This is a genomic window from Desulfuromonas sp. TF, from assembly GCF_000472285.1.
GTDB lineage: Bacteria > Desulfobacterota > Desulfuromonadia > Desulfuromonadales > ATBO01 > ATBO01.
Genome location: NZ_KI421416.1, coordinates 93,214 through 116,508 on the forward strand (window position 1 = coordinate 93,214; position 23,295 = coordinate 116,508).

18 protein-coding genes and 1 pseudogene are annotated in these 23,295 nt (G+C 58.7%); 10 read left to right on the forward strand and 9 right to left on the reverse strand.

Features of this window, described 5'->3' with window-relative positions; genetic code table 11:
* The first annotated feature begins 166 nt into the window (after positions 1 to 166).
* The 3 genes from DTF_RS0107205 to DTF_RS26015 all read left to right on the forward strand — a co-directional run bounded on the left by DTF_RS0107205 (position 167) and on the right by DTF_RS26015 (position 1,848).
* Entirely contained in the window at positions 167 to 802 is a 636-nt protein-coding gene (locus DTF_RS0107205) for a phospholipid-binding protein MlaC (RefSeq protein WP_051361093.1), read from the forward strand.
* Positions 803 to 942: 140 nt separating this feature from the next.
* Positions 943 to 1,548 carry a trimeric intracellular cation channel family protein gene (locus tag DTF_RS0107210; protein ID WP_027714780.1) on the forward strand — a complete coding sequence of 202 codons (606 nt, stop codon included), beginning with the start codon at positions 943 to 945 and terminating at the stop codon, positions 1,546 to 1,548.
* Between the two features lie 141 nt (positions 1,549 to 1,689).
* Positions 1,690 to 1,848, forward strand: a complete 159-nt coding sequence (locus tag DTF_RS26015; RefSeq protein ID WP_035056092.1) for a YqaE/Pmp3 family membrane protein — start codon at positions 1,690 to 1,692, stop codon at positions 1,846 to 1,848.
* A 34-nt stretch (positions 1,849 to 1,882) separates the two neighbouring features.
* On the opposite strand, the gene DTF_RS0107220 is transcribed toward DTF_RS26015, so the two are convergent.
* The 6 genes from DTF_RS0107220 to DTF_RS22435 form a co-directional block, all read right to left on the reverse strand.
* Positions 1,883 to 3,490, reverse strand: coding sequence for a phosphatidylserine/phosphatidylglycerophosphate/cardiolipin synthase family protein (locus DTF_RS0107220; RefSeq protein WP_027714781.1), 1,608 nt, complete (start codon positions 3,488 to 3,490; stop codon positions 1,883 to 1,885).
* A 46-nt stretch (positions 3,491 to 3,536) separates the two neighbouring features.
* Complete coding sequence (locus tag DTF_RS0107225) at positions 3,537 to 4,802, reverse strand: endonuclease/exonuclease/phosphatase family protein (RefSeq protein ID WP_027714782.1); 1,266 nt, start codon at positions 4,800 to 4,802, stop codon at positions 3,537 to 3,539.
* A 270-nt stretch (positions 4,803 to 5,072) separates the two neighbouring features.
* Positions 5,073 to 5,327, reverse strand: a complete 255-nt coding sequence (locus DTF_RS0107230) for a PGPGW domain-containing protein (protein WP_027714783.1) — start codon at positions 5,325 to 5,327, stop codon at positions 5,073 to 5,075.
* 185 nt (positions 5,328 to 5,512) lie between these two features.
* The gene (locus tag DTF_RS25330; RefSeq protein WP_051361095.1) at positions 5,513 to 6,469 is read right to left on the reverse strand and encodes a DUF2383 domain-containing protein; all 957 of its coding nucleotides are present in this window, start codon (positions 6,467 to 6,469) and stop codon (positions 5,513 to 5,515) included.
* A gap of 142 nt (positions 6,470 to 6,611) precedes the next feature.
* Entirely contained in the window at positions 6,612 to 7,448 is an 837-nt protein-coding gene (locus DTF_RS0107245; RefSeq protein ID WP_027714784.1) for an SDR family NAD(P)-dependent oxidoreductase, read from the reverse strand.
* A 161-nt stretch (positions 7,449 to 7,609) separates the two neighbouring features.
* On the reverse strand, positions 7,610 to 8,965 hold the full coding sequence (locus tag DTF_RS22435) for a putative glycoside hydrolase (RefSeq protein ID WP_081702856.1): 1,356 nt from the start codon (positions 8,963 to 8,965) through the stop codon (positions 7,610 to 7,612).
* A 410-nt stretch (positions 8,966 to 9,375) separates the two neighbouring features.
* Here DTF_RS22435 and DTF_RS22440 point away from each other — a divergent pair, with 410 nt between their 5' ends.
* Complete coding sequence (locus DTF_RS22440; RefSeq protein WP_051361097.1) at positions 9,376 to 11,913, forward strand: S8 family serine peptidase; 2,538 nt, start codon at positions 9,376 to 9,378, stop codon at positions 11,911 to 11,913.
* Positions 11,914 to 11,917: 4 nt separating this feature from the next.
* A complete protein-coding gene (locus DTF_RS0107260) occupies positions 11,918 to 12,403 on the forward strand; it encodes a protease complex subunit PrcB family protein (protein WP_027714785.1) in 486 nt (161 codons plus the stop codon).
* 66 nt (positions 12,404 to 12,469) lie between these two features.
* Here DTF_RS0107260 and DTF_RS0107265 read toward each other — a convergent pair whose 3' ends face one another.
* Complete coding sequence (locus DTF_RS0107265) at positions 12,470 to 13,312, reverse strand: general secretion pathway protein GspB (RefSeq protein WP_027714786.1); 843 nt, start codon at positions 13,310 to 13,312, stop codon at positions 12,470 to 12,472.
* 3 nt (positions 13,313 to 13,315) lie between these two features.
* Positions 13,316 to 14,926 carry an ExeA family protein gene (locus tag DTF_RS0107270; protein WP_027714787.1) on the reverse strand — a complete coding sequence of 537 codons (1,611 nt, stop codon included), beginning with the start codon at positions 14,924 to 14,926 and terminating at the stop codon, positions 13,316 to 13,318.
* Between the two features lie 618 nt (positions 14,927 to 15,544).
* Between DTF_RS0107270 and DTF_RS0107275 the strand changes: the two genes are divergently transcribed.
* A complete protein-coding gene (locus DTF_RS0107275; RefSeq protein WP_027714788.1) occupies positions 15,545 to 17,230 on the forward strand; it encodes an ABC-ATPase domain-containing protein in 1,686 nt (561 codons plus the stop codon).
* Between the two features lie 56 nt (positions 17,231 to 17,286).
* Positions 17,287 to 17,640, forward strand: a complete 354-nt coding sequence (locus DTF_RS0107280) for a DUF3135 domain-containing protein (protein WP_027714789.1) — start codon at positions 17,287 to 17,289, stop codon at positions 17,638 to 17,640.
* A gap of 75 nt (positions 17,641 to 17,715) precedes the next feature.
* Here the strand turns inward: DTF_RS0107280 and DTF_RS0107285 are convergent, their stop codons facing one another.
* Positions 17,716 to 18,309: a superoxide dismutase gene (locus DTF_RS0107285; protein ID WP_027714790.1), complete on the reverse strand. Its 594-nt coding sequence runs from the start codon at positions 18,307 to 18,309 to the stop codon at positions 17,716 to 17,718.
* Positions 18,310 to 18,633: 324 nt separating this feature from the next.
* Here DTF_RS0107285 and DTF_RS27740 point away from each other — a divergent pair.
* The 3 genes and pseudogenes from DTF_RS27740 to DTF_RS26445 form a co-directional block, all read left to right on the forward strand.
* Positions 18,634 to 19,515 (forward strand): annotated as a pseudogene (locus tag DTF_RS27740) (type IIL restriction-modification enzyme MmeI); the annotation flags it as partial.
* A gap of 470 nt (positions 19,516 to 19,985) precedes the next feature.
* Positions 19,986 to 22,106, forward strand: a complete 2,121-nt coding sequence (locus DTF_RS27135) for a class I SAM-dependent DNA methyltransferase (protein ID WP_369798555.1) — start codon at positions 19,986 to 19,988, stop codon at positions 22,104 to 22,106.
* A 114-nt stretch (positions 22,107 to 22,220) separates the two neighbouring features.
* Complete coding sequence (locus tag DTF_RS26445) at positions 22,221 to 22,667, forward strand: hypothetical protein (RefSeq protein WP_155890746.1); 447 nt, start codon at positions 22,221 to 22,223, stop codon at positions 22,665 to 22,667.
* Positions 22,668 to 23,295 lie beyond the last annotated feature (628 nt).

The window sequence follows — 23,295 nt, forward strand, 5'->3', positions numbered from 1 at the left end:
GGTTACGCAAAATTTCCGGAATCGGCAAGCGGCAAGCACCTTTAGCTTTATAAAGCCATTGTAGCGCTGAAGAAACCGCAGTCAAACACCCCGTGCCTCTTCCTATTGGATTACCCCGCGTTTTCTGATAATGATAAAGAAAACAATTTTCCAAAAAGGTATAAGCATGAGAGCCAAATCGACCTTCAGATATCTGCTGATTCCGCTAGTCATTTTTTCTCTCGCCGGCCCTGCCGCGGCGCAACCCCCGCAAGGACCGACGGAACAGCTCCGCAATGATATCGATGCAATCGTCTCCATTCTCAGAACCAGGGGCCTTGAAGCCGCAGAAAAGGCCGATCGGATCACGGTTCTGGTTAAGCGGCGCTTCGATTTCGAAGCCATGTCCAGACTGGTTCTGGCCGTAAACTGGCGGCGGGCCTCCGAGGAGCAGAAGGCCCGGTTCAGCGGGCTCTTCGCTGACCTTCTGGAGGCGAACTACCGGGGGCGTATGGAAGATTACATCTCGGAGTATTCGGATGAACATGTGGAATACGGCTCGGAAACCATCAGGGATGGCAGAGCTCTTGTGGAGACTCTCCTGGTGACCGATACCCGGGAGTTCCCCATCAGCTACAAGATGCTTCAGAAAGAAGGGGAATGGCTGATATACGATGTGGAGATCGAAGGAGTCAGCCTGGTTCGGAATTTCCGCAGCACCTACGATGAAATCGTGCGCAGGGAAGGAATCGATCGGCTGCTGGAGCGGATGGAACAGAAGATCCGCGAGAGGAAGTCGGCTTCCTCCGGCAAGGCCAACTGAGTTTTTCCGGATCAGAACTGCCACGGGAAACCAGCCGCACACCGCCCCCCGAAAATCTGTGGATTCTCCCCTTCGGGTTGAACATCCCGATTGCATTCGAGACGGTACAAAGGTAAGCTCTCGGCCAAAGGAGGCTGGAAGTGACCCTGCTGTATTTTCTCGATCTGCTTGGAACCGCCGCTTTTGCCGCTTCGGGGGCCTGGGCCGGCATCCGGCGAGATATGGATCTTTTCGGTGTGATGGTGCTGGGACTGGTCACCGCCACCGGCGGAGGCACCCTGCGCGATCTGCTCCTGGGGGATACGCCCCCTTTCATTCTCCAGAACGAAACCTATCTCTATCTCTCCATCGCCGTTTCGCTGGCCGTCTTCTTCTTCCATCGGCGGATAGGTTTTCTTCAGCACCCGCTTCTTTACTTCGATGCGGTGGGATTGGGAACCTTCGTGGTGATCGGCACCAGCAAGGCCCTTGCCTTCAACATCGGTTTTCTCGGTTCGGTGCTGCTGGGAGTCATGACCGCCACCGCCGGCGGCATGCTCCGCGATATCCTGTCCAGCCGGGTTCCCCTGATCCTGAGAAAAGAGATCTACGCTTCCGCCTGCCTTGCCGGAGCCGCCCTCCTTTATGTCCTTCACCAGACGCCCCTTCCCCACAACCTCTCGCTCCTTGCCGGAGCCCTGGCCGTCGTCGCCCTGCGGCTGATGGCGATCCGCTTCAACTGGTCCCTGCCGCGCGCCGGAACCTGAAACATCCCCTGCAAGGTCTTACGGACGGGGTCGGTCTCCCCTCGATCGAAAAACCTGCTAGCATTCAACTCACAGGCCGGCAGTCGGCAGATAAATCGGCTGCGGCTCTTCCTCTTCCATCCATTTCGAAGGAGCGACCATATGGACTTCTTGCGCATTCTGCTGGCCATCCTGCTGCCGCCGCTCGGCGTCTTCTTGCAGGTGGGGTTCGCAGGGGCCTTCTGGCTGAACATCCTGCTGACGCTGCTCGGCTACATCCCAGGCATCGTTCATGCGGTCTGGATCATCGCAAAGAGGTGATGCCGAAAGGAGAACAAAACGGGGTTCCCTCCGATCACAGAAGAGGTGAGTCCTTGAAGAGGCGCCAGCCCCAGTGGAACATTTTCCGGTATCGCAGCGCTCCCTTCATCTCTTCGGGTGGGATATGGTCCTCGGGACCGAAATCGACGATCGCGCGACCTTTGTCGTCTCGAAGGGGATTCCCTTCCGCATCGCGCTTGATGAGGTATTCATAGATCAGCGGGGAGCCTTCGGCGATGAACCCCCGCCGATTCTGCAGAAGATCCCCGGCAAGGGGAGAAGACCAGGCGGCCGCGACGAGTTCGCTGTTGAGGGCCATGCTCAACGGATCGAGATTGTACGTCCCGACCAGCGCCAGCCGACCGTCGAAGACCGCCAGTTTTGAGTGCAAATTGTGCCGGTCTCCGGCAACATAGATGCGCAGGCCCGGAACCCTGGCCAGCAGCTCCGGCCACTGCTCCAGGAATACCCCCTGACTCATGGCATTGTCGCTGGACAGAGGGCTGTTGGTCAGAACGGTGATCTTCACTCCCCGTGCGGCGGCTTCCTCCAGGATGTCCGCGGCTTCTTCCGGCAGGACCAGATAGGGGCTCTGGATGAAAACCTCCTCGCGTGCGGAGCGCACCAGACGGATCAGACTGCGGGTGATGAAATCGTCCGCCTCCATCAGCCGGCAGCGGCTGTCGACCAGACGAACTTCGGCGGAAGTCCGCTCGGGTTCTGATTCCACAAGGGCCCCGCGAAGCTGAGGCATATCCCGGAGCTCTTCAAGCCAGGGAAAGTCACGTTCTTGTATCCGCTCCTCTATCTCCGAAGGGATCGACCCACCGCGCAGCCAGGCATCCATCACTCGATAAGCCAGGAGCAGGTCATCCGTAGAGTCCTTCAGGTCGAGTTCCTCCCGCTCCACCCTGTGCGCTTCCCCCCCCATGTACTGGGCTTCGAAAATGGTTTCGAGGCGTTCGCCCGTCATGGGTCCGACAAGAAGAATGTCAGTATCGCGAAAGACCTGCGGATCGTCATCCGGAGAAGTGAAATATTCGCTGGAGATGTTGCGGCCGCCGATCATGCCACGCATCCCGTCGGCGAGAAGAATTTTGTCATGATTGCTGACGAAGATGGCCGCCGGATTCAAGGTCAGAAAGGCGTCCAGATACCTGAAAGGAAGAGGGCGGTAGATGCGAACCGTTATTTTCTTCGTATTGACGAGAGTATCGAGGTAATCGTTTCCTCGCAGGGTGCGCGACATCCTGGTGCCCATGGCGTCGAGAAGGATACGGATATCAAGCCCTTCATGAGCCTTGTGCAGAATGTGGCCGAGAAAAGCCATGCCAAATATATCTTGCTTGAGGATGAAATAACCGATGTCAAGGCGCTCGCGGGCCGCCGCCAGGAGGCGCCAGCGTTCGACCCACCCCATGGAATTTTCGTCCAGCAGACTCACCCGAATCTCTTCTCCACCTCCGTCCGGGAGGAGATCGAAAACCTCGCGAAGAGAGAGATCTGGATTCATCGGATCGGGAAAGCCGTCACGGCGGCCGCTGCGGTCCGGAAGCTGAACTTCGAGCAGCAGGTTGCCCGCCATCCAGGCGACGGCAAGACCTCCCATGATGAAAAGAAGCGACTTTCCAAAGCCCTTCATAGGTCCCCTCATCGCCGCCCGGTGCGGCTCTCAGCTGTATGGCGATTTACAGCGCGACAGGTTTCTTCATCAGTTCCGCAATCATTTCTCCAAAACCCGTGGCCGAGGCAAGCCAGGCCGCCCGCCGATCCACTCCGGGTTCGGGGGAAGCCAGGTCGCCGTTCATAATTATACCAAGCTGGCGACGGCGCATGGTGTCGTGCCAGCGTCCATATTTCGCCGCCATCTCCTCATCCAGCCAGCCGTAGGATACGAGCAGCCCGCGATGGTCGGATTCATCAGCGCCGACCACCCGCACGGCCTGGGGAAGGAGATCGGCCGTGGCAAAAACGCCGTCAAGGGGCCATTCCGGCTGGAGGGCAGGATAGGTCGACCAGATCGAAAGATCTTTCAAACCCTCAAGTGCAGCGATACGCACCCGGGCATCGACCAGTTTGCCGCTGGTCAAAATGTCGTGCGTCCGGTCGGCGGCAAAAGGCCCGCGAGCGGCGGTCATATCCGAGGGGACGGCATTGATATCGCCAAGCAGCACGGTCGGAACCTCGGGGCGGACGTAGTTGCGCAGGATTTCAGCGGCCTGGACCTCCCGCTGTTTCAGGACGAAGGCCTCCAAATGAGTCACCAGCACGTCCACCGGCTGGCCGTGAAAATCGATTCGCACCCTCACGATGCCGCGCTTCTCGCCGAGAATACGCGAGAGCAGGTGCCCGGCGGGGTCTATCGTGGTCCCGGATTCACAATGAGAACCGAGTTCGCAGGCATGGTCTTCCATGACCGGATGCCGGACAAGGACGGCGTTGCCGAATTGAACCTCCAGCCCCGGGACCGTCCGGCGCCAGGTTTCGCCGCGCACCACTCGATAGAAATGACCCGTGAGAGAAAAGAGTTCATCGGCCAGGAACGCGGCCTGATCGGTCCAGCCGCTGCGACGCGAATGGAAATCGACTTCGTTGAGACCGATGACATCCACAGGAGAAGTCGCCGGCGCCTCCTCGACGATTCGTCGGGCGATGGCACGAAGAGTGGCTTCGACCTCCCTGCGGGTGGCGAACAGGCGCCATTCGGAGCCGAGGCCCGAATGAAGATTGTAGGTGAGCGCCCGCAACGGCGGCAGATCCGGGCGCTGCACCAGCCGGGGCGGAGCGGGATCATCCCTCCAGTAAGGGAGTCGCTCCGAAATTGCATCGGCGTCCCGAACCTGCCCGAAAATGCTTTCCATCTGGAAAGCGTCCCACGGGCTGGCGATGGTGAAAGCCGTCATGAAGATCAGCGGCAGGGCAAGGCTGTACAGGCGGAATCTAGGCTTTCGCATGTTCTCTCGATATCGGATAAGTGTCGATGAATGAAGTGGGGCGGGCGAAGCGGCGGGGCGCTCTGAAAGAATCCCTCCCTGAACAAATAAACCCCTCTATTAATACCACTGCTCACCGATTTCATGCAACCCACTGAACGGCCGTGTTTTTTTCTAAAAACCTCGACCGTCCACGAAGAGCACGAAGAGACACGAATGAATCAGGCCGTTCATGGACAAGGATTTTCACCACGTAGGAGATAATCAACAGGCCCGCAACAGCGCGAATTCTTAGCGCCCCTTTCGTGTCCTTCGTGGATGAATGCTTTTTCCGGGGGGCACCTCTCTCCGGCGGTTCCTGGTCTTATGCCACCAGTTTCGCGCAAAAATCTCCGAACGGTCGAGCAGGTGCGCAACGCCACGTGATTCGGAGGCCAGCACCCCCAGACCGGCAAAGACCACGAGCAATCCGGGACCGGGCACGGCCAGCAGAAAAATCCCGACCGAAATCAGGAGGATTCCCAGTAGCAGTTTTACCGTCTTCATCCACGGTTTTCTCTGTTGCGATTCCGTCGAATGGACATTCTGAAAACGGTGGCCTGCCCGGCTGGAACTGAGGTGCCGCAATGTTTTGCGAAAGGGAGTCATATCTATAGAATAGCAGCTCAAACAGAGCAAATGTGACTGAAGCGGCGCCCCGGCCGGAGCGCCGCTTCTTTTTTATCGACAGTTTAGTGCACGCGGATTTCAGGCTGTTCCGAGGTGACCGACGGGATATCGGGATATTTGGACTGCGCCAGCTCTTTTTCCCGATGGAATCCGTCCAGCACCTCCCCCGCCCTGTTTTCGCTCAGGGTTTCCTCCAGATCCCGGAAAATTTTGTTTTCTTCTTCCCGAATGTGATGCTCGACCATTTCCTTGAGCACCGTCGCCTTGGCCAGGAAACGCTCGTCTTCGGGCGACATCTCAGCAAGTTCTCGAAGGACCATCTGCGCCGCATGATGTTCTTCCAGCCCTTCGAGGGCGTCGGACCAGAGTTCCTTCCGTTCCCTCAGGGAGGCGTAGACCATTTTCTCTTCGGCGATCATGTGGGGAAGGATCTCCTTGCGAAGCGTTTCGACCAGACTTCTTCGCTCCGCCGCGCTCTCCGACTCCCGCATTCGGGTAAAGATTTTCTTCGTTTCCTCATGATCCTTCTTCAGCGTCTTGAACAATTGATCGTGCATGGTCGCGCTCCTTGTCGGCTGTTGAGTTTCCCATACTTTTTCCGCAAGCACCTGTTCTACATATCGCAGGTGTTTTATCTCATCCTGCCGGTTGCTTTCGATGAGACTCCGGATTTCGGGGGGAAAATCTTCTTTCGCGGCCTCCTCGTACTTGCGGTTGGTCAACTTTTCGTTGGTCTGCATGGCCAGTGCCCCCTTGGTGCCGGTGCTGCTGCGCAGTCCCGTGAAGCCCTCGATCAGATATCCCTTGAGATCGGGGGAATCGGGAGCTTTTTCTCCCATCCCGACGAGCTTTGCCGAGAGCTCGCGCACATGCCGCTCATGATCTTTTTGGAACAGGATCAGTTGATCCCGAACCCCGCGATGCTCGGTTTTTTCGATGGCATGCTGATAGGCATGGGTGGCATCGATATCCAATTGAATGAGAGATCTGATCTTTCTCTGGATTTCCTTCTGTTCCATTTCTCGTCTCCTTTATGCAAGAGTCTTTGGCCCGAGTTCGGAAAGATGAAGACAGAATAGAGTGAAACCCGCCCTTGTCAAATACCGCCGCCCACGCTTCTGCGGAACAGAAACGGGTAGACGACAGACCCTGCATTTCTCCTCAAGCTTCGATCCAGCGCATGCTCATTTCCCGCAGCAGACGCCGCGCCTCCGGATCGTAGGCCTGGGCATCGGCCCGTCCCTGGCGGAGACCTTCGAAATACGCCCCCGTCATCTCTTCGACCTCCTCCGACAGCACCAACCGCTCCAGGGCGCGGGCTCCTTCACCGACCGAAGTCCTCGGCTTGCCGAACCATTCACGCACCATTTTCGTATCCATGAGCGATGCCGGATGCAGGGCGTTCACCGTGACTCCGCTTCCCTCCAACTCCGCGGCCAAATCGAAGGTGAACATCACCAACGCCAGCTTGCTCTGGCTATAGGCGCGCATCCCGTTGTATCCCCGCGCCAGCATCGGATCGTCGAAATCGATCGTCTGCTGGGCGGCGGAGGCGACATTGACGATGCGGGCTTCCCCGCTCTCTCCGGCGGCACGGCGCAACAGCGGCAGCAGGCGACGGGTGAGCAGGAAAGGGGCCAGATAATTAACAGCGAAACGAAGCTCCCAGCCGTCCGCGCTCGTCTCCCGGGACTTCGGATGCGATCCGGCTCCGAGTCCGGCGTTGTTGACGAGAATGTCGAGGAGTGGATTTCCGGCGGCGACTTCGGCGGCGAGGCGGCGGACCGCCTCCAGCGAGGAAAAGTCACCGTTGAAGTAATGAAGCCGATCGTTGCCCGTGGCTCGGCGGATTTCCGCAAGGGCGGAGCGGCCCTTTTCCGGGCTGCGTCCGTGGAGAAGGATCACGGCGCCTGACGCGGCAAGGTCTTCGGCGACCCGTCTTCCAAGTCCGTCGGTTGCGCCGGTGATCAGAATGGTCCGTTCACTGAGTCGTCTCATGGAGGCCTCCGGGTCAGTCTGGGCGCCGGCAAATATTTTTATGGGTAGTGTAGCCGGGTTGTTTCCGGAGGCAAGCGGGGGGAGGAGTCGCGAAGAAGAAAGGGCTGCTCCCCAGAGGGAAACAGCCCAATTTTCAGCTCGTTCTGTTTGTTCCAGACGGGTCAACTCGAACCGATGGAGGTTTTCGATTTGCGATTCAGCTCTTCAGCCCGACGCAGATTTTCTTCAGCCTGGCGCAGGTCCTCTTCGGCTTGGTGCAGGTTCTCATCTTTCTCGGGGACGGACGGCGAGTTCACAATCAGGCCGTACTTTCGATAGGTGTTTGAGGCATTCCAGAGCATCCAGCCATTGGACCCGAAATCCCTGCTCGCTTCAATCTGCGCGGCAATTTCGAATTCCTTGAAGTGCCGGCGGTCGAAAGCGTAATCCCGAAAAGCCTGCAGCCAGGGGCGAAAGCGAACCGCCGGCAGACCGCTGCGCTGCTGGGCCTTGCGCAGGGAGAGATAAACCATCTCGTAGGGGTATTTCACCGGATTTTTGTACTCGCCCACGCCGTGCTGAAAACCGGAAGGATAGAGCATCGGCGCCAGATAATCGACGTGGGGGGCGAGTTCGTCCAGGCTCTGGCCGATGGAAGTATCGTTGGTGTTCCAGCAGACATAGCCAAAAATATCCGCAGAGGTGAAGACGTTGTAGGGGGCGAGGCGCTCACTGGCCCGAGCCAGAAAACCCGATATCGCCGCAACCCGGCTCTCTTCCGTGTTCTCCTGTGAAAAAACGAGGCCGGCGGTGTCGGGAAAACGGACATAATCGAACTGGACCTCGTCAAAGCCCATCCGGGCCGCCTCTTCGGCCACCGCTATATTGTAATCCCAGATTTCGGAGAAGAAGGGATCGACCCATCCCAGCCCTTCCCGGTCGGTGAACGGAGTCCCGTCGGTCCGGCGCACCGCCAGTTCGGGGCGGGCCGAGGCCAGGGGCGTATCCTTGAATACCACGACGCGGGCGATGGTATAGATCCCTTTCTCTTTCAGGGAGTTCACCAGTGCGGGGAGTTTTTTCAGGGTAATGGTCTTCTGGGCCCCGATTTCCCCCGCCATCGGGATGGCGCTCGGATAGGAGAGGAGTCCCAGATCCCCCTTGACATCGATGACGAGGGTGTTGAGCTCGGTCTCTTCGATCAGTTTCAGGGCCGCTCCGCGCAAGCCTCCATGTCCGGCCCCCCAGAAAGAGAGATATAGCCCCTTGGGAGTAAAAGGCTTCAGTTCGATGATCGGAGCCTTGTCACCGGGAACAATCTCGGCACGGCGATATCCCGGAGCCCGCGCGGCGATCCGCTCCACCGGATGCGGGAAATCGAATTCACCGTTGAGATCGGTACGGACAGCGATGCCGTCAAGGGTGACGCTGGCTCCGGCGACCGGCTTCCTGGTAGCTGCATCTAGGACCAAGCCCCGGACAGGAATGCTCGCGAAAGAAGAGGAAACGAGAAAGACAAGAAAAAAAACCGGAAGCATGACAGAAATTCGGATACCCACGTCTGCGGCCCACCTTTTAGATGAAGTTTTGATATACAGATTCATATTCCTCCATCCGGAAAGACACGGCCGAAATGACATTAAATTACATGAAATAGAATCAAAACCTCTCAACCCGGGGACGAGGTCTTTACTCAACAAAACAAGTGATCGGATTATAAGGGTAATTCCCGGCATGAAACAAGCAATAAATACTTAAATGCCCCTTAACCTGAAAGATGGATTTTCCAGCCTCCGCTCCAGCATTTCCCATTGATCGGGACTCGAGATAAAGGATCGTTTTTATTTGGACGCCTGTTTGAAAACATCCCGTGTTCTGATAAACCTGAAAAAAAGAGCGGCCGCTGCTGCAACGGAATCAGGAGAGCCTGTCCTGGGCGGAGAAGACAATGAACCCCTTTATTCCGATTCTTCTACTGGTCCTATTTCTGTTTGCCGGATGCGAAGGCGGTGGTGGGGGGGGCACGCCCGCGCCGGACGACGGCGGGGGAGACACCCCTTCCCCGACTACGGGGATCATTTCGGGTACCCTGATCGTCCCTCCGAACCATACTCTTGAAATCGAACCTAACGAAACGGCAGCTTCAGCCCAGCTGGTGTCGGACGTGCAGAAGGTGGCCGGCAGAGCCTCAGTCGCCGATCCGGGATTTATCCTCCTTGGCCAGGAAGGAATTTCCGTACAGGACCTTTACCGCCTGGAAGCCGATGGACCGGTCCGAATCACTCTCACCCTTGCAGCCAATGACCCGGTCTCCAACAATCTCGATCTGATCCTGATGAATGCGGACGGTATCCTCCTGGATGCTTCGAACGGCTCTGCTTCAACAGAGCTTGTCGAGACCTTGGGACCGGGAATCTTTCTGGCGGGGGTGCGGGCCGCGAGTGGCGCAAGCGCCTACCTCCTCTCGCTGTCGCCGATTGGCGGACTGGGAAGCCTGCAGACACAGGCGTTTGAGGGCGAGGGTGAATTCGTGCCCGACGAACTTCTGGTCAAGATGCGGGAGGGGTCCCCTTCCGGGGCGGTTTACGGCCTCGCGTCAGGCCATCGGCTGAAGGCGATGAAGGAATTTTCCCGGGGGCTGCACCAGATGCAGATCGCCGAGCATCCCGTCTCCGCAGCCGAAGCCAAGCTCGACCTTCCGAAGAGCCGCTCCAATGCCGTGAAGGCCCGTATGATCGACGAGATCCGAAAACTTCAGCGCAATCCTTTCGTCGAATATGCCGAACCCAATTACATTCGAAAACCGTCGCGCCTGCCCAACGATGATTTATTCGATCTGCAATGGCACTATTCTCTGATCAATCTTCCCCAGGCCTGGGACCGGACCATCGGCAGCTCGGAAGTGACCACGGCGGTTCTCGATACGGGGATACTCCCCGGCCATCCCGATCTGCAAAACCGTTTGGTGTCCGGTTACGATTTCGTCAGCAATCCGGATCTGGCAAACGATGGCGATGGAATCGATCCCGACCCCACCGATCCGGGTGACGGTTTCCACGAATTCAGCAGCAGCTTTCACGGCACCCTGGTGGCGGGCATCGTCGCGGCCGAAACAGACAATATTGCGGGCGTGGCGGGAGTCACCTGGGCAACCCGGCTCATGCCTCTGCGGGTCCTGGGTATCGGCGGCGGAACCGACGCCAATATCGCCCAGGCCATCCGCTATGCGGCGGGACTGCCTAACAACTCCGGCACCTTCCCTGAACGCCCCGCAGATGTCATCAACATGAGCTTCGGCGGGAGCGGATTCAGCCAGACCGTAAACGATGCCGTGCAGGACGCCCGCGCCGCCGGTTCCGTTCTGGTGGCGGCCGCCGGCAATAACAGCAACAGCATCCCCTTCTACCCCGCCTCCTACGCCGGCGTTCTGGCCGTTGCCGCGGTAGATCTGGCGTCGCAAAGAGCTCCCTATTCCAATTTCGGCCCCCAGATCGACCTGGCGGCTCCGGGCGGAGACAGCAGCCGCGACCTGAATGGCGATGGGCATCCGGACGGGATACTGAGTACGGACGGCGACATCGAGGGAAACTTCCTCTATCGCTTCCAGTCCGGCACATCCTTCTCCGCCCCCCATGTCGCCGGGGTCGTTGCCCTGATGCTCGGAGTGAATCCTTCCCTCTCACCCGCCGATATCGACCAATTAGTCAGCGGAACACATCCGGAAACGGGCATCCAGATCACCCGGGATCTCGGCACCCCCGGCAGGGACGATCTGTACGGCCATGGGCTGATCGACGCATCCAAGGCGATACTCGCAGCCCAGGAGGTACCGGGAGGAGGAGGAGGCGAACCCGAATCCCGGCTGGCGATCTCCGCCACGGTTCTCGATTTCGACTTCTACCTCACCGGTCTCACTTTCGAGATCAGCAATGCCGGATCCGGCGTCCTCAACATCACCGATATCTCCTCCGATCAACCATGGCTTTCCGTCATCCCCACGGAAGGCAATGCACCCCTGACGGTCCGTCTCACCGTCAACCGCAACGGCCTCTCTCAGGGAAATTACCAGGGAACAGTAACCATCACTTCCGATGCCGCCCAGGGCCCGGCCTCCGCTACCGTCCAGGTCTTCATGAGCGTCGGCGAGGTCGTGTTCGGCAATGTCGGAAATATTTTTGTCCTGCTCATCGATGAGGCCAATCAGCAGACCGTCGCGCAGGTTGAAACAGACTTTTCCCAAGGCTATGCCTATTCGATCGGTGGGATCAGCCCGGGCTCATTCCTGGTGGTGGCCGGCACGGACCGGGACGAAGATGGCATAATTTGCGACATCGAGGATGCCTGCGGCTTTTATCCCCTTTCGGTCACCGTGAACGCCGGCAGCGACCAGAGGAATCTGAATTTCACCATCGGTGAACTCATAGCGCCGCAAACCGCAAGCCTGAGGGAACGAATTCCCCTCCAGAATCTGATTCGGTTGAGGTGACGCGATGGGGGACCGATCAGCCATTTTTATCGCGGGGATTCTTCTGATCGCCCTGTGCGGTTGTCTATCCCGGAAGATCGAACATCAGGTTCTGGAACGAGGGATTCAAGCCGGCGCCGCTCTTTCGGATTCACATTTCGCGGTCGTGAACACGAAAGAGGAGTTCTCCGGGCTGTATCGCAAGATTCATTCCGGAGTACTTCCTCCACCGGAACCGCCTCCGGTGGATTTCAGCAAATCGTTCATTCTGGTGATTGCCATGGGTGAGAAACCGACCGCCGGCTATGCCCTGGAGATCGGCCAAGTCGTTCGGGAGGGTTCGAGACTCGTGGTGGAGGTCCGGTCCATCGAGCCGGACTCCGAACGGATGCAGGCGACCGTCATCACCCGACCCTACGCGCTGATCCGCATCGAGTGGCAGCCCGGTCTCGAGACCGCTGTCTTCGTCAATCCAAGCGGGAAGCGTCTAGCGGAGATACCGCTGAACTGAAATCATGTACTTCACGCAGCGGCTCAAGCGAAGACTTTTCAGATTTGCTTAGAAACGGCTCGCCGGTCAGCGGCGGACGGTCGGAAGGAAGAAGCGGACTCCCCGGCAGGTGAGCCGGATTCCGTCGGGCGTGATCTCCACCACGCTCAGGCCGTCCCCTCCCCGTTCCCCTTCCCGCAGATTGGAGCCGTTGAGACGGACCAGACGGCGGGCGGGATCCGGGGAAAAAAAGTGGAGCTGCAGGTTCAGCCCGGGCAGACCGGAGCGGAGGTCGGCAGGCAGTTCGGAAATAAGAGGAAACGATTCGGCCGGAGCCGGCGCGGCTACAGTTGCCCGTTTCGTTGGCGATTGTGCCGGTTGCGCGGGTTTTTCCGGTTTTACTGATTTAACGGATTGTGCCGCTCGGGTTTTATAGGATCCGATCTCCTCCGAGGCGGCAGCGGGGTTTTCCTTGAAGGCGGGCGCGGCGGCCTTCGGTTTCGCCTGCGGTGTCACGCCTGCCTGCTTTACCGGAACAGATTCGCGGGTTGAGACAGTCGCCTGCGCCGGTTGGACCGGCGGATCCGTTATCGTTATCGGCTTCACCGCCGCGGCGGACAGCTCGGTCTCTTTGGCCACAGGAGCGGACTTTGTTGTAAGGTCTCCAGTCGATTCGGCGTGGCCGGCACGGGAAGCGAGGATACGGTCGGGCTCTCCGGAGGACGTCGCCGCCACGGGAGGTTTCTCCTGCCGAAGGAGCAGCCAGCCGCCGAGCACCGCCCCGTTGAGAAGAAGGGCGAAGGTCAGCACTAAGGGCCAGATGGAGCGCCGGCGAGGGGCGGCGGAACCGATATCGTTCTGCAGGCTGGGGACTTCCCCCTGCCGCCGCTCGGCTTCCGATTTTTTCAGAGCATCAAGAATGAATGACATGGATCAGGACTCCATCGTGCGTCGGGTCAGGCGTGGTCCGGGCATATCCAGACGCCGGTTGAGCAGGATAAGCGTCTTGGGTCCGGCAATGCCGTCGGGCAGAAGGTCGTGCCGTAATTGAAAGCGCTTCACCCGTTCCTCCAGGAGGTCGTCGAAGACTCCGCCGGACGTCCCCTCCCCTGCAATGCCGGGCGGATCCGGCAGGGACCTCGCCAGCCATTCCACCGCCCCCCCCTGGTCGCCCCGCCGAATCACTTTGGCTGCCGGCAGCATCGGCCGCCACAGGAGGGTGAACTCGCCAAGCCAGTAACGCTCCAGCTCGGCGACGGGCAGCTCATGAATCTGCCCCTCAATCATCAGCGCCACCGTTTCACCTTCAAGCCCGACCAGGCTGGCATGAAAGGGTTCACCCCCGGAGGTGTGCAGACGCAGGATCGCCGGCCGGTCAAGAAGCCCGAGAAGAGCCAGGGAACCGATATTTTCGAGACATTCGAGACCGGCGGCCTGGGCGATCCCGCATACCTCTTCATCCTCCGCCGCTTCAAGGCCCCACAGGCGCAGGAGGTCTCTTTCCGCCTGGCGGCGTTCGCCCTGTCCGGCCGGAAAAATCGGCACGGCCTGATCAGCGGACAAGGTCGACGGAGTTGCGGGCGCGGCTTCTGAAGCAGCACTGCTGCCGGAGGACACGGAAGGCTCCCCTGTCGGATTCGCTATTTCGAGCCAGCGGCTGGGACCAAGAGCAGCCAGCCCGGCAACAACCAGAATCGAGACCATCGCCCAGCGCAGGAAGCGGGGGGAAGAAGAGAGCGGGGCCAGCACTTCCCTTCCCGCCTGTTTCACCGTTCGGGCGCCGACCGTGTTCTCTGCCCGGGCATAGGCACCGAGAAGAGCGCGATCGGCCAGGACGTTGACCAGCCGCGGAATACCGCGGCTCAGGCGATACAGCGCGGCCACCGCCCGGGAGGTGAAGATGGGATCTCGAACCCCGGCGACGGCCAGACGGTGCCGCAGATACTCGGCAAGATCAGCCCGCTCCAATTTCCCTAAGTGGTAACGGGCGGTGATGCGCTGGGCCACCTGGCGCAGATCGGTGCGGGTCAGCAGCTCGCGCAGTTCGGGCTGTCCGATAAGGATGATCTGCAGAAGCTTTCGGCTGCCGGTCTCCAGGTTGGTGAGGAGCCGAAGCTGTTCGAGGACTTCGGCGAAGAGGTTCTGGGCCTCGTCGACGATAAGTACGGTGGTCAGCCCCCGGGCATGGGAGTCAAGGAGAAAGCGGTTCAGGGCGTCGATGAAGATCTTGTTGCTCACGTTCCCCATGGGATAGGGGACGCCGAGGTCGTCGCAGATCGTCGCCAGCAGTTCGGGGACGTTCAGGGAAGGGTTCAGCACCAGAGCCACTTGCACCTGATCCGGAACCTGTTCGAGAAGACATCGGCAGATGGTGGTCTTGCCGGTCCCGACTTCGCCGGTCAGCAGCACGAATCCGCCGTCTCCCCGCAATCCGTAAAGCAGGTGCGCCAGCGCTTCGCGATGGGCGCTGCTCAGATAGAGATACCGCGGATCGGGGGCGATGGAAAACGGGGCTTCCTTCAAACCGAAATAGGCATTGTACATCAGTACTTCCACTCCAGATTCTGAACTAGGGCCGTCACTGGGATTTCATACCATGAATGGCTCGAGAAAACAATATCTTGCGCATTAACGGAAAAGGGGCCCTTGCGGGCCCTACTTTCGTATCTGTTTCATCAGCCGAGGTGTCGATAAACGGCGGGAGTGTGAACTGGACCACTATTTCCATTGTCGGAGTTCAATGATAAGTCCATCGGGATCTCTTATCTCCCCCCGGTATGTCTAGGGGCGGTCGTCAATAGTGGACACCAAACTCCTACGCTTCCGGGGCTTCGCCAAAAGGTTTCCGCCTTTATACTAGAAGCCTTTCAACGAGATCTCCGAAGAGGAAAGCCACTGCCGAACCGAAACCCCGGCCACCAAAAGCAACCGATCCCACGAAGCACCGACATTATCCTCGGCACTACGATCCAAAAAAGCCACCGAAAGACCGCAACCGGATGCCCCCCGCAGGGGAAAGGCGTTTTTTGCTTACTTTTTGTTGCCGCCTGGACAAAAAGTAAGGCGGGGTGCGGGGCGCAGCGCCCGCGGTTTTGGAGCCGCGGTTTTGAAGCCGCGGCTTTGAAGTTTGCCTTTCCATCTTCCCTCGGCTACCATTTCCCCATGGAACGACTCCGAGCCATCCTCCGCCGCATCGACGGCAAGGGCTATAAGGCCTACAAGGACCTGACGGGAGTCTACGACTTCGGTTTCTTCCATCTGAGTATAGACCACGTCCAGGGAGACCCCTTCGCCGCTCCGTCACGCCTATCAGTCACTGTACCGGCGGCGGAGGCGGCACTGCCGGCGGGGCTCCGGAGCAATGCGGTGCGCCGCGTCGCCCTGGAGGATTTTCTCGGCCGGGCCGTCGCCGCCGCCATCGGCCGACATGCCCGCGGCCGCCGCGGCATCGGCAAGAGCGGGGAGTGGGATATCGCCACCAGCGGCCAGCAGATCCTGACGCGCAACTCCGTGCTGGTCACCGGCACGGGAGTCGAGGCCCGGCTCACCGCGGGACTGCCGGCGTCCGGCCGCACCATCCGCGGACGTGACGCCGAAGAGATGGTGCTGGAGGAGCTCCCCTGGGTGGTGCGGCAGGCCCTGCTCCACCGCAGCCTCGATTCGCAGCGGCTGAAGCAGCATATCGAGTCGGCCGAGGACCAGGACCACCTGCGCCGCCTCCTCGCCGGGGAGGGGCTGGTCGCCTTTGTGGCCGACGGCGCCCTCCTTCCGCGTCGCTCCGGGATCGACGACCGCCCCATGGATGAGGAGGCCGTCCCCTTCCGAGCTCCCGAGAGCCTTGCCCTCACCGTCGTCCTCCCCCATGCCGGGCCGGTGCGGGGGATGGGCATCCGGCAGGGTGTGACCCTCATCGTCGGCGGCGGCTTCCATGGCAAATCGACCCTCCTGCATGCCCTTGAGCGGGGAGTCTACGATCACATTCCCGGGGACGGCCGGGAACAAATCGCCACCCAGGCTTCGGCGGTCAAAATCCGCGCCGAGGACGGCCGCGCCATTCATGAGGTCGACATCAGCCCTTTCATCGCCAATCTCCCCCTGGGCCGGGAAACCGTAGGCTTCTCCACCGAAAACGCCAGCGGCTCCACCAGCCAGGCGGCCAACATCATCGAGGCCCTGGAGTGCGGCGCCGAAGCGCTCCTCATAGACGAGGACACCTCGGCCACCAATTTCATGATCCGCGACGCCCGGATGCAGCGCCTGGTCTCCGACGACAAGGAGCCGATCACTCCCCTGCTGCACCGGGTGCGGGAGCTTTATCGGCGCAACGGCATCTCCACCGTCATCGTCATGGGAGGTTCGGGGGATTATCTCGAAGTGGCCGACACAGTGATCATGCTCGACAACTATAGAGTCCGCGACGTCACCTTCGAGGCCCGCCGCATCGTCGGGGGAAACCACACCCTCCCCGAAACGGAATCCGGTGCTCCCCTGGGCATTTTCGCCCCCCGCCGCAGGTCGGCCCGCGAATTGAATCCGGTACGGGGACACAAGGAAAAAATCGACGTCAGGGGACTGTCGACACTCCTCTACGGTGAATACGAGATCGACCTCTCCCGAGTCGAACAGCTCGTGGACATCGGCCAAACCCGGGCCATCGGTCTGCTGATCCGCTATTTCGCCGCAAATCATGCGGGAACCTCCGCCGGTATGGTGGAAGGGCTGAGGCGCGCACTGAAAGAGGTGGAGGAGCGGGGACTCGATCTGCTCCCCCCCTGGAAAAGCGGAGACCTCGCACTCCCCCGCCTCCACGAGACCGCGGCGGCCCTCAACCGGATAAGAAGAGCTTAATCCGTAAAAGCGTCTATAATAGAAATCAAGAGAACTCCGCAGAGAGGAGGGTCGTCATGGACAAGCCGAGAGAAAATACTGAACAGCAGTTGGCGAGGCTTACCGGTCTCTACCAGAAAGACCCCGAGGAGTTCGAAAGGCAGAGTCAGGAGCTGATCCGGCAGACCATCGAGAGATTTCCGGAAGAGAGCCGTCGCCGCGCCTACGGCCTTCAGTTCCGGATCGATACCGCTCTCAGCCGGTGCAGGGACCCGGTGTCCAGAATGAACAAGATGGTGGAGCTGTTCTGGGAGCAGTTCCTGAAGTTCCAAGAAACAGTCTGCGATCCCCTGAAGGCGGTCGAGGAGAAGGAACGGACCGGGGAGGGGGCGAAAATCATTCCTCTGCCGCGAAAGGACAAGCAGCACTAGAAGAGCGGATGCGGAACGGCAAAAAGCCGGGAGCGAGCTCCCGGCTTTTTGCGTTACTGCTCGGAATCCGTTTTTTCAGCCCAGGTTGGCGTTTACGAAATCCCAGTTGATCAGGTGATCGATAAAGGTCTGAAGGAAATCGGCCCGACGGTTCTGGTAATCAAGGTAGTAGGCGTGTTCCCAGACATCGACCACGAGCAGAGTCTTGATCCCCTGCGCGACGGGAGTTTCGGCGTTGGCGCCCTGCATGATCTCCAGTTTTCCGTTCTTCTCCACCAGCCAGGCCCAGCCGCTGCCGAAGAGCTTGACCCCGGCTGTCTTGTATTTCTCGACAAATTCCTCGTAGCTGCCGAAATCGGCTTTGATCCTTTCGGCAATTTTGCCGCTCGGTTTTCCACCGCCGCCGGCCTTCATGCACTGCCAGAAAAAGGTATGGTTCCATGCCTGCGCGGCGTTGTTGAAGAGGACTTTTTTCTCCGGGTCCTTGGCAGCGGACTGAATGATGGCTTCCAGCTCCTTGCCGGCCAGATCGGTCCCCTCGATCATCGAATTGGCTGTATCCACATACGCCTTGTGGTGTTTTCCATAATGGAACTCCAGGGTTTTAGCGCTGATATGGGGTTCGAGCGCATTTTTGGGATAGGGCAGGTCGGGGTATGGAACGGGCATGTCTTCCTCCTTCGGAAAATGGTTGCGCAAAATAGTTCCCGATAGTTTACAGGCTGAGGACCGATTTGCAACCACCCCGGCGCGTTCCGTAGAGTGTTTTCCCTGCCAGAGCCGCGGCGATCAGCTGTCCGGAGCCGGCAAAATTCCCGTGAGAGGCGAAAAGCTTGCCAGCGTGCAAAGAAAAAGCTAACCTTGCCCATCCCCCTGCCTATAAACGAATGCCGGGAACGGCCTTCGGCCTTATCCCGGACTACGATTCATCCGGTGATCGCGTAGGCCGGCATAAGCGCAGCGTTGCCGGCAACATGGAAGACAGGACAGAGAATGACCGAGACGTCGGCAACCTACGCCCGCAGCTACGCAGGCATTGAGGAATTCATTCGCCGCTGGGAGAGTTCCGGCGCAGCCGAGCGCGCCAATTATCAGCTCTTCTTCTCCGAGTTGTGCGACCAGCTCCATGTTCACCGCCCCGAACCAACACGCCCCGACGATCAGGAGAACGCCTACGTCTTTGAACGGGCCGTCACCTTCCGCCATGGCGATGGCAGCTCCAGCATCGGACGCATCGATCTTTACAAACGCGGCTGCTTTATTCTGGAGGCCAAGCAGGGGAGCGACCGGCCCGCCTCCGATATATTGGTTCGGGAGACCGTCGGACCCCGGCGCAAGGGGACGGCCGTGCGCGGAACCCGAGGGTGGGATGACGCCATGCTCGCCGCCCGCGGTCAGGCCGAGCAGTATGCCCGCGCCTTGCCGGTTGAGGAAGGATGCCCCCCCTTCCTGGTTGTAGTCGATGTGGGACACTCAATCGAGCTCTACAGCGAGTTCTCGTGTACTGGCAAAGCTTACCTGCCTTTCCCCGACCCCCGTTCGCACCGCATCGGATTGCAGGACCTCTCCCGGGAGGATGTCCGCGAACGGCTGCGCCTGGTCTGGACCGACCCGCACCAACTTGATCCCGCCCGGCACAGCGCCAAGGTCACCCGCGAGGTTGCCGATCGGCTGGCCAGGCTGGCCAAGTCCTTCGAACGCTCCGGGCACAAGCCCGAGGCGGTCGGCAATTTCCTCAAACGCTGCCTCTTCACCATGTTCGCCGAGGACATCAACCTCATCCCGAAAGGGAGCTTCACCGGACTTCTGGAGAGCCTCAAAGGGGAGGCTGAGAAGTTCGCGCCGCTGGCCGAATCCCTCTGGCAAACCATGCGGGACGGCGGCTTCTCTCCGGTGCTTCGCGAGAGGCTCCTGCGCTTCAACGGCGGTCTGTTCGAGGAAGCCGAGGCGCTACCACTCTCCGAGCCCCAACTTGAGCTTTTGATCGAGGCAGGGAAAGCCGATTGGAAGGACGTCGAACCGGCCATCTTCGGCACCCTGCTGGAGCGCGCCCTCGACCCCCGCGAGCGGCACAACCTGGGCGCTCACTACACCCCCCGCGAGTACGTCGAACGGCTGGTTCTCCCCACCGTCGTCGAGCCTCTGCGCGCCGACCGGGAGGCGGTCCTCGCCGCTGCCGTCACTCTGGCCCGGCAAGGGAAGCTTAAGGACTCCGTGGCTGAGGTCAAGGCGTTCCATCAGAAACTCTGCTCCGTTCGGGTGCTCGACCCGGCCTGCGGCAGCGCAACTTTCTCTACGTCACCTTCGAGCACCTCAAACGCCTGGAGGGGGAAGTCCTCAACGCCCTGGAGGGTTTTGGCGAGACCCAGGCGGTCCTCGATCTGGCCGGCAGCGTCGTCGATCCGCACCAACTGTTGGGCATCGAGGTCAACCCCCGGGCCGCCGCCATCACCGACATGGTCCTCTGGATCGGCTACCTGCAATGGCACTTCCGCACCAGGGGGAATGTGATGCCCCCCGAGCCGGTGATCAAGAAGTTTTGCAACATCGAATGCCGTGATGCGGTACTTGCTTATGACCGTAAGGAGCCGCTAATAGACGAGAACGGCAATCCGGTCACAATCTGGGATGGCCGCACGACCAAGCCACATCCGGTGACCGGTGAGCAAGTGCCGGATGAGATGGCACGGATTGCGCTGTATGGTTATGTGAATCCGAGAAAGGCTGAGTGGCCGGAGGCGGATTTCGTAGTGGGAAATCCGCCGTTTATCGGGGCAAAAAGCATGCGCGCAGCCTTGGGTGATGGATATACCGAAGCACTGCGCAGAGAGTGGAATGATGTTCCTGACTCCTCCGACTTCGTCATGTATTGGTGGCATCATGCTGCCGGACTGGTCCGCCAGGGTAGGGTTCGCCGGTTTGGCTTCATCACCACAAACAGCTTAACGCAGGTATTCAATAGAAATGTGGTCCAAAATCACCTTGCGGCCAAGCAGCCCTTGTCACTTGCTTTCGCCATTCCCGATCACCCGTGGGTAGACTCGGCTGACGGCGCTGCCGTCCGTATTGCGATGACAGTGGGCAGGTTGGCCGTGAATGTCGGCGACGACGAAGGGGTACTTACCACCCTCACTGCCGAAAGTGAGGGTGGTAGCGAAGGGGTAGCCGTGGAGCTTGCCACCCGGCGGGGAACTCTCCATTCGGACCTCAAACTTGGAGCCAATGTGGCGGGCGCTGGTACGTTAAGATCAAACGCCGACATAGGAAATCGTGGAATCCAAACGATAGGCACCGGTTTCGTCATTACCCCGGATGCTGCCCAGCGCCTTGGGTTTGGCCGGATTCCTGGTCTCGAAGCACACATCCGCCCCTACCTGAACGGCCGCGATCTGACCAGCACGCCACGCGGTGTGCTGGTTATTGATCTGTTTGGTCTCGGTGTCGAGGAGGTGAGGTCACGCTTTCCGGAAGTTTACCAATGGGTGCATGAACGCGTTAAGCCGGAGCGGGACTATAATGCGCGCCAAAGTTACCGAGAGAACTGGTGGCTCCTTGGCGAAAACCAACCGCGAATGCGGGAAAGCCTCTTCGGTCTGAATAGATTCATTGCTACGGTCCTCACGGCGAAGCACCGGGTCTTTTCATTCTTGGACGTTTCGGTTCTCCCAGATCAAACACTTGTGTGCTTTGCAAGTGAAGACCCTTATCATCTCGGCGTCCTCTCCAGCCGTATTCACATCACCTGGGCGTTGGCGGCCGGTGGCCGGCTGGGGGTCGGCAACGATCCTCGATACAACAAAAGCCGTTGCTTCGAAACCTTTCCTTTCCCAGCTTGTGAGGAGGAGCAGAAATTCCAAATTCGCACTCTCGGCGAGACCTTGGACGCACACCGAAAGCGCCAGAAGAGCTTCTACCCCGATCTGACCATGACTGGCATATATAACGTGCTGGAGAAGCTGCGGACGGGAGAGACGCTTTCGTCCAAGGAGCGCGAGATTCACGAAAAGGGGCTGGTCTCCGTTCTCAAACAACTCCACGACGATCTCGATGCGGCCGTTTTCGCTGCCTACGGCTGGCCAGCGACTCTCTCTGATGAGGAAATCCTGGAGCGGCTCGTTACCCTCAACCGGGAGCGAGCCAGGGAAGAGGAGCAAGGGCTGGTGCGCTGGCTACGGCCGGAGTTCCAGGCACCGCACGGGGCCGCGCCCGGAGTCCAGGTGGAGATGGGGATGGAGGAGGAAGCCGCCGAAACCGCGCCCAAAGCCAAACATCCTCGGCCAAAGAACCTTCCCGAGCAGGTCCTGGCCATCCGCGCGGCCCTCGCCGCCTACGACCGGCCAGTCACAGCCAAGGACCTGGCTAAGGGATTCGAGCGGGCGCGGGTTGATAAGGTGCTGGAACTTCTTGAAACCCTTGCATCGTTGGGGCAGGCGGGGGAAGTGGGGGAGGAAAGTTTTGTGGCGTGAATACCCAAGTGAGACAGGCAGGAGTCGAGTTTTGAATTCATTGATATTCCGAAGTTCAGGGGCGGCATCCAATATCAACGAACTTCAGTCAATATCTGTAGGGGCTCGAAAAAGATGAAATTTGGGTATCTACCTGAAAATCAGTCATATAAAACTGACTTCTTTAGAATTGAGCCCTTAGATGAAATCTGGACTATCGTTAAAGCGGTTACATCAGATGGTTTCATTCATGATGGGTGGTTTTACCCCCCAGCAGAGAAACCTTTATCGAATATAAATAACCTTACAAAAGCACCAAAAATTCCTTGGGTTGCTTTTGGCCTTCCATCTACCCACAGAATTGAAATCATTGGTGAACAAAACGATGAATTTTGCGAATTCATCATTAATTTATTTGGTTTTATCAGGGGTCTGAAACTAATTCCAGAGAAGTGGTTACACTTTTATAGAGTTGCGGTAGATCCAAACAAGTTGGTTGGTTTCCATTGTAGAACCCATGAGGTCATCGAAATTTTAAATCTTGGGTGTGAATATTATTTTAAAATATTAACAAAAATTTAAACAATCTCTTGTTTGGTGCAATTCACTGGCACATGTTTAGCCATTCTTACCTTCATGACTTTGAGAGATTCGATTGTCAATACAAGGTGCTAGATACATGCTATAGAATTGTCGAAGAGGCTTTCGGGATAAAAAGTAAAAATCATGCGGGTCGTCCAGTTGCTCTATGTAAACTTTTTGAAATGTCTGTACCCCATTGGGCGGTGATATCAAATAAAAATAGCTACTTGTCTAATCTGAGAAACAATTTGCTCCATGAGGCTCAATTTGCTAATGAGCCAATTGGATTTGGAACACCAGATCCAAGTATCGTCTTCCAACTTACAAACCTAAATGCTAAATTCATCTTGAGCATATTAGGAGTAAAAGCTAAATACATAGAATATCCTGCTGACAAAGAGTTCTGTCTACATGCTCTCGACATGTGTGAGCACTGATAATGGTCAGAGGACATGAAATGAGGGGCATCTCCCCTATCCTATCAGGGCAATGCCGGGAACGGCCTCCGGCCTTATCCCGGCCTACGCTCTGAATGCGAGCCAATGAGCAGCTTCCTGAAGAGACTGAAAAAATCCGCGCAGGCAAAGCCCGCGATAGTGCCAGCGCCGAGTGAAAAACAGAGCATATC

Excerpts from the sequence above, each read along its gene's own strand:
- DTF_RS0107205 (WP_051361093.1), top strand. The coding sequence starts at position 167 with ATGAGAGCCAAATCGACCTTCAGATATCTGCTGATTCCGCTAGTCATT.
- DTF_RS26015 (WP_035056092.1), top strand. The coding sequence starts at position 1,690 with ATGGACTTCTTGCGCATTCTGCTGGCCATCCTGCTGCCGCCGCTCGGC.
- DTF_RS0107220 (WP_027714781.1), bottom strand. The coding sequence starts at position 3,490 with ATGAAGGGCTTTGGAAAGTCGCTTCTTTTCATCATGGGAGGTCTTGCC.
- DTF_RS0107225 (WP_027714782.1), bottom strand. The coding sequence starts at position 4,802 with ATGCGAAAGCCTAGATTCCGCCTGTACAGCCTTGCCCTGCCGCTGATC.
- DTF_RS0107230 (WP_027714783.1), bottom strand. The coding sequence starts at position 5,327 with ATGAAGACGGTAAAACTGCTACTGGGAATCCTCCTGATTTCGGTCGGG.
- DTF_RS25330 (WP_051361095.1), bottom strand. The coding sequence starts at position 6,469 with ATGGAACAGAAGGAAATCCAGAGAAAGATCAGATCTCTCATTCAATTG.
- DTF_RS0107245 (WP_027714784.1), bottom strand. The coding sequence starts at position 7,448 with ATGAGACGACTCAGTGAACGGACCATTCTGATCACCGGCGCAACCGAC.
- DTF_RS22435 (WP_081702856.1), bottom strand. The coding sequence starts at position 8,965 with ATGCTTCCGGTTTTTTTTCTTGTCTTTCTCGTTTCCTCTTCTTTCGCG.
- DTF_RS22440 (WP_051361097.1), top strand. The coding sequence starts at position 9,376 with ATGAACCCCTTTATTCCGATTCTTCTACTGGTCCTATTTCTGTTTGCC.
- DTF_RS0107260 (WP_027714785.1), top strand. The coding sequence starts at position 11,918 with ATGGGGGACCGATCAGCCATTTTTATCGCGGGGATTCTTCTGATCGCC.
- DTF_RS0107265 (WP_027714786.1), bottom strand. The coding sequence starts at position 13,312 with ATGTCATTCATTCTTGATGCTCTGAAAAAATCGGAAGCCGAGCGGCGG.
- DTF_RS0107270 (WP_027714787.1), bottom strand. The coding sequence starts at position 14,926 with ATGTACAATGCCTATTTCGGTTTGAAGGAAGCCCCGTTTTCCATCGCC.
- DTF_RS0107275 (WP_027714788.1), top strand. The coding sequence starts at position 15,545 with ATGGAACGACTCCGAGCCATCCTCCGCCGCATCGACGGCAAGGGCTAT.
- DTF_RS0107280 (WP_027714789.1), top strand. The coding sequence starts at position 17,287 with ATGGACAAGCCGAGAGAAAATACTGAACAGCAGTTGGCGAGGCTTACC.
- DTF_RS0107285 (WP_027714790.1), bottom strand. The coding sequence starts at position 18,309 with ATGCCCGTTCCATACCCCGACCTGCCCTATCCCAAAAATGCGCTCGAA.
- DTF_RS26445 (WP_155890746.1), top strand. The coding sequence starts at position 22,221 with ATGAAATTTGGGTATCTACCTGAAAATCAGTCATATAAAACTGACTTC.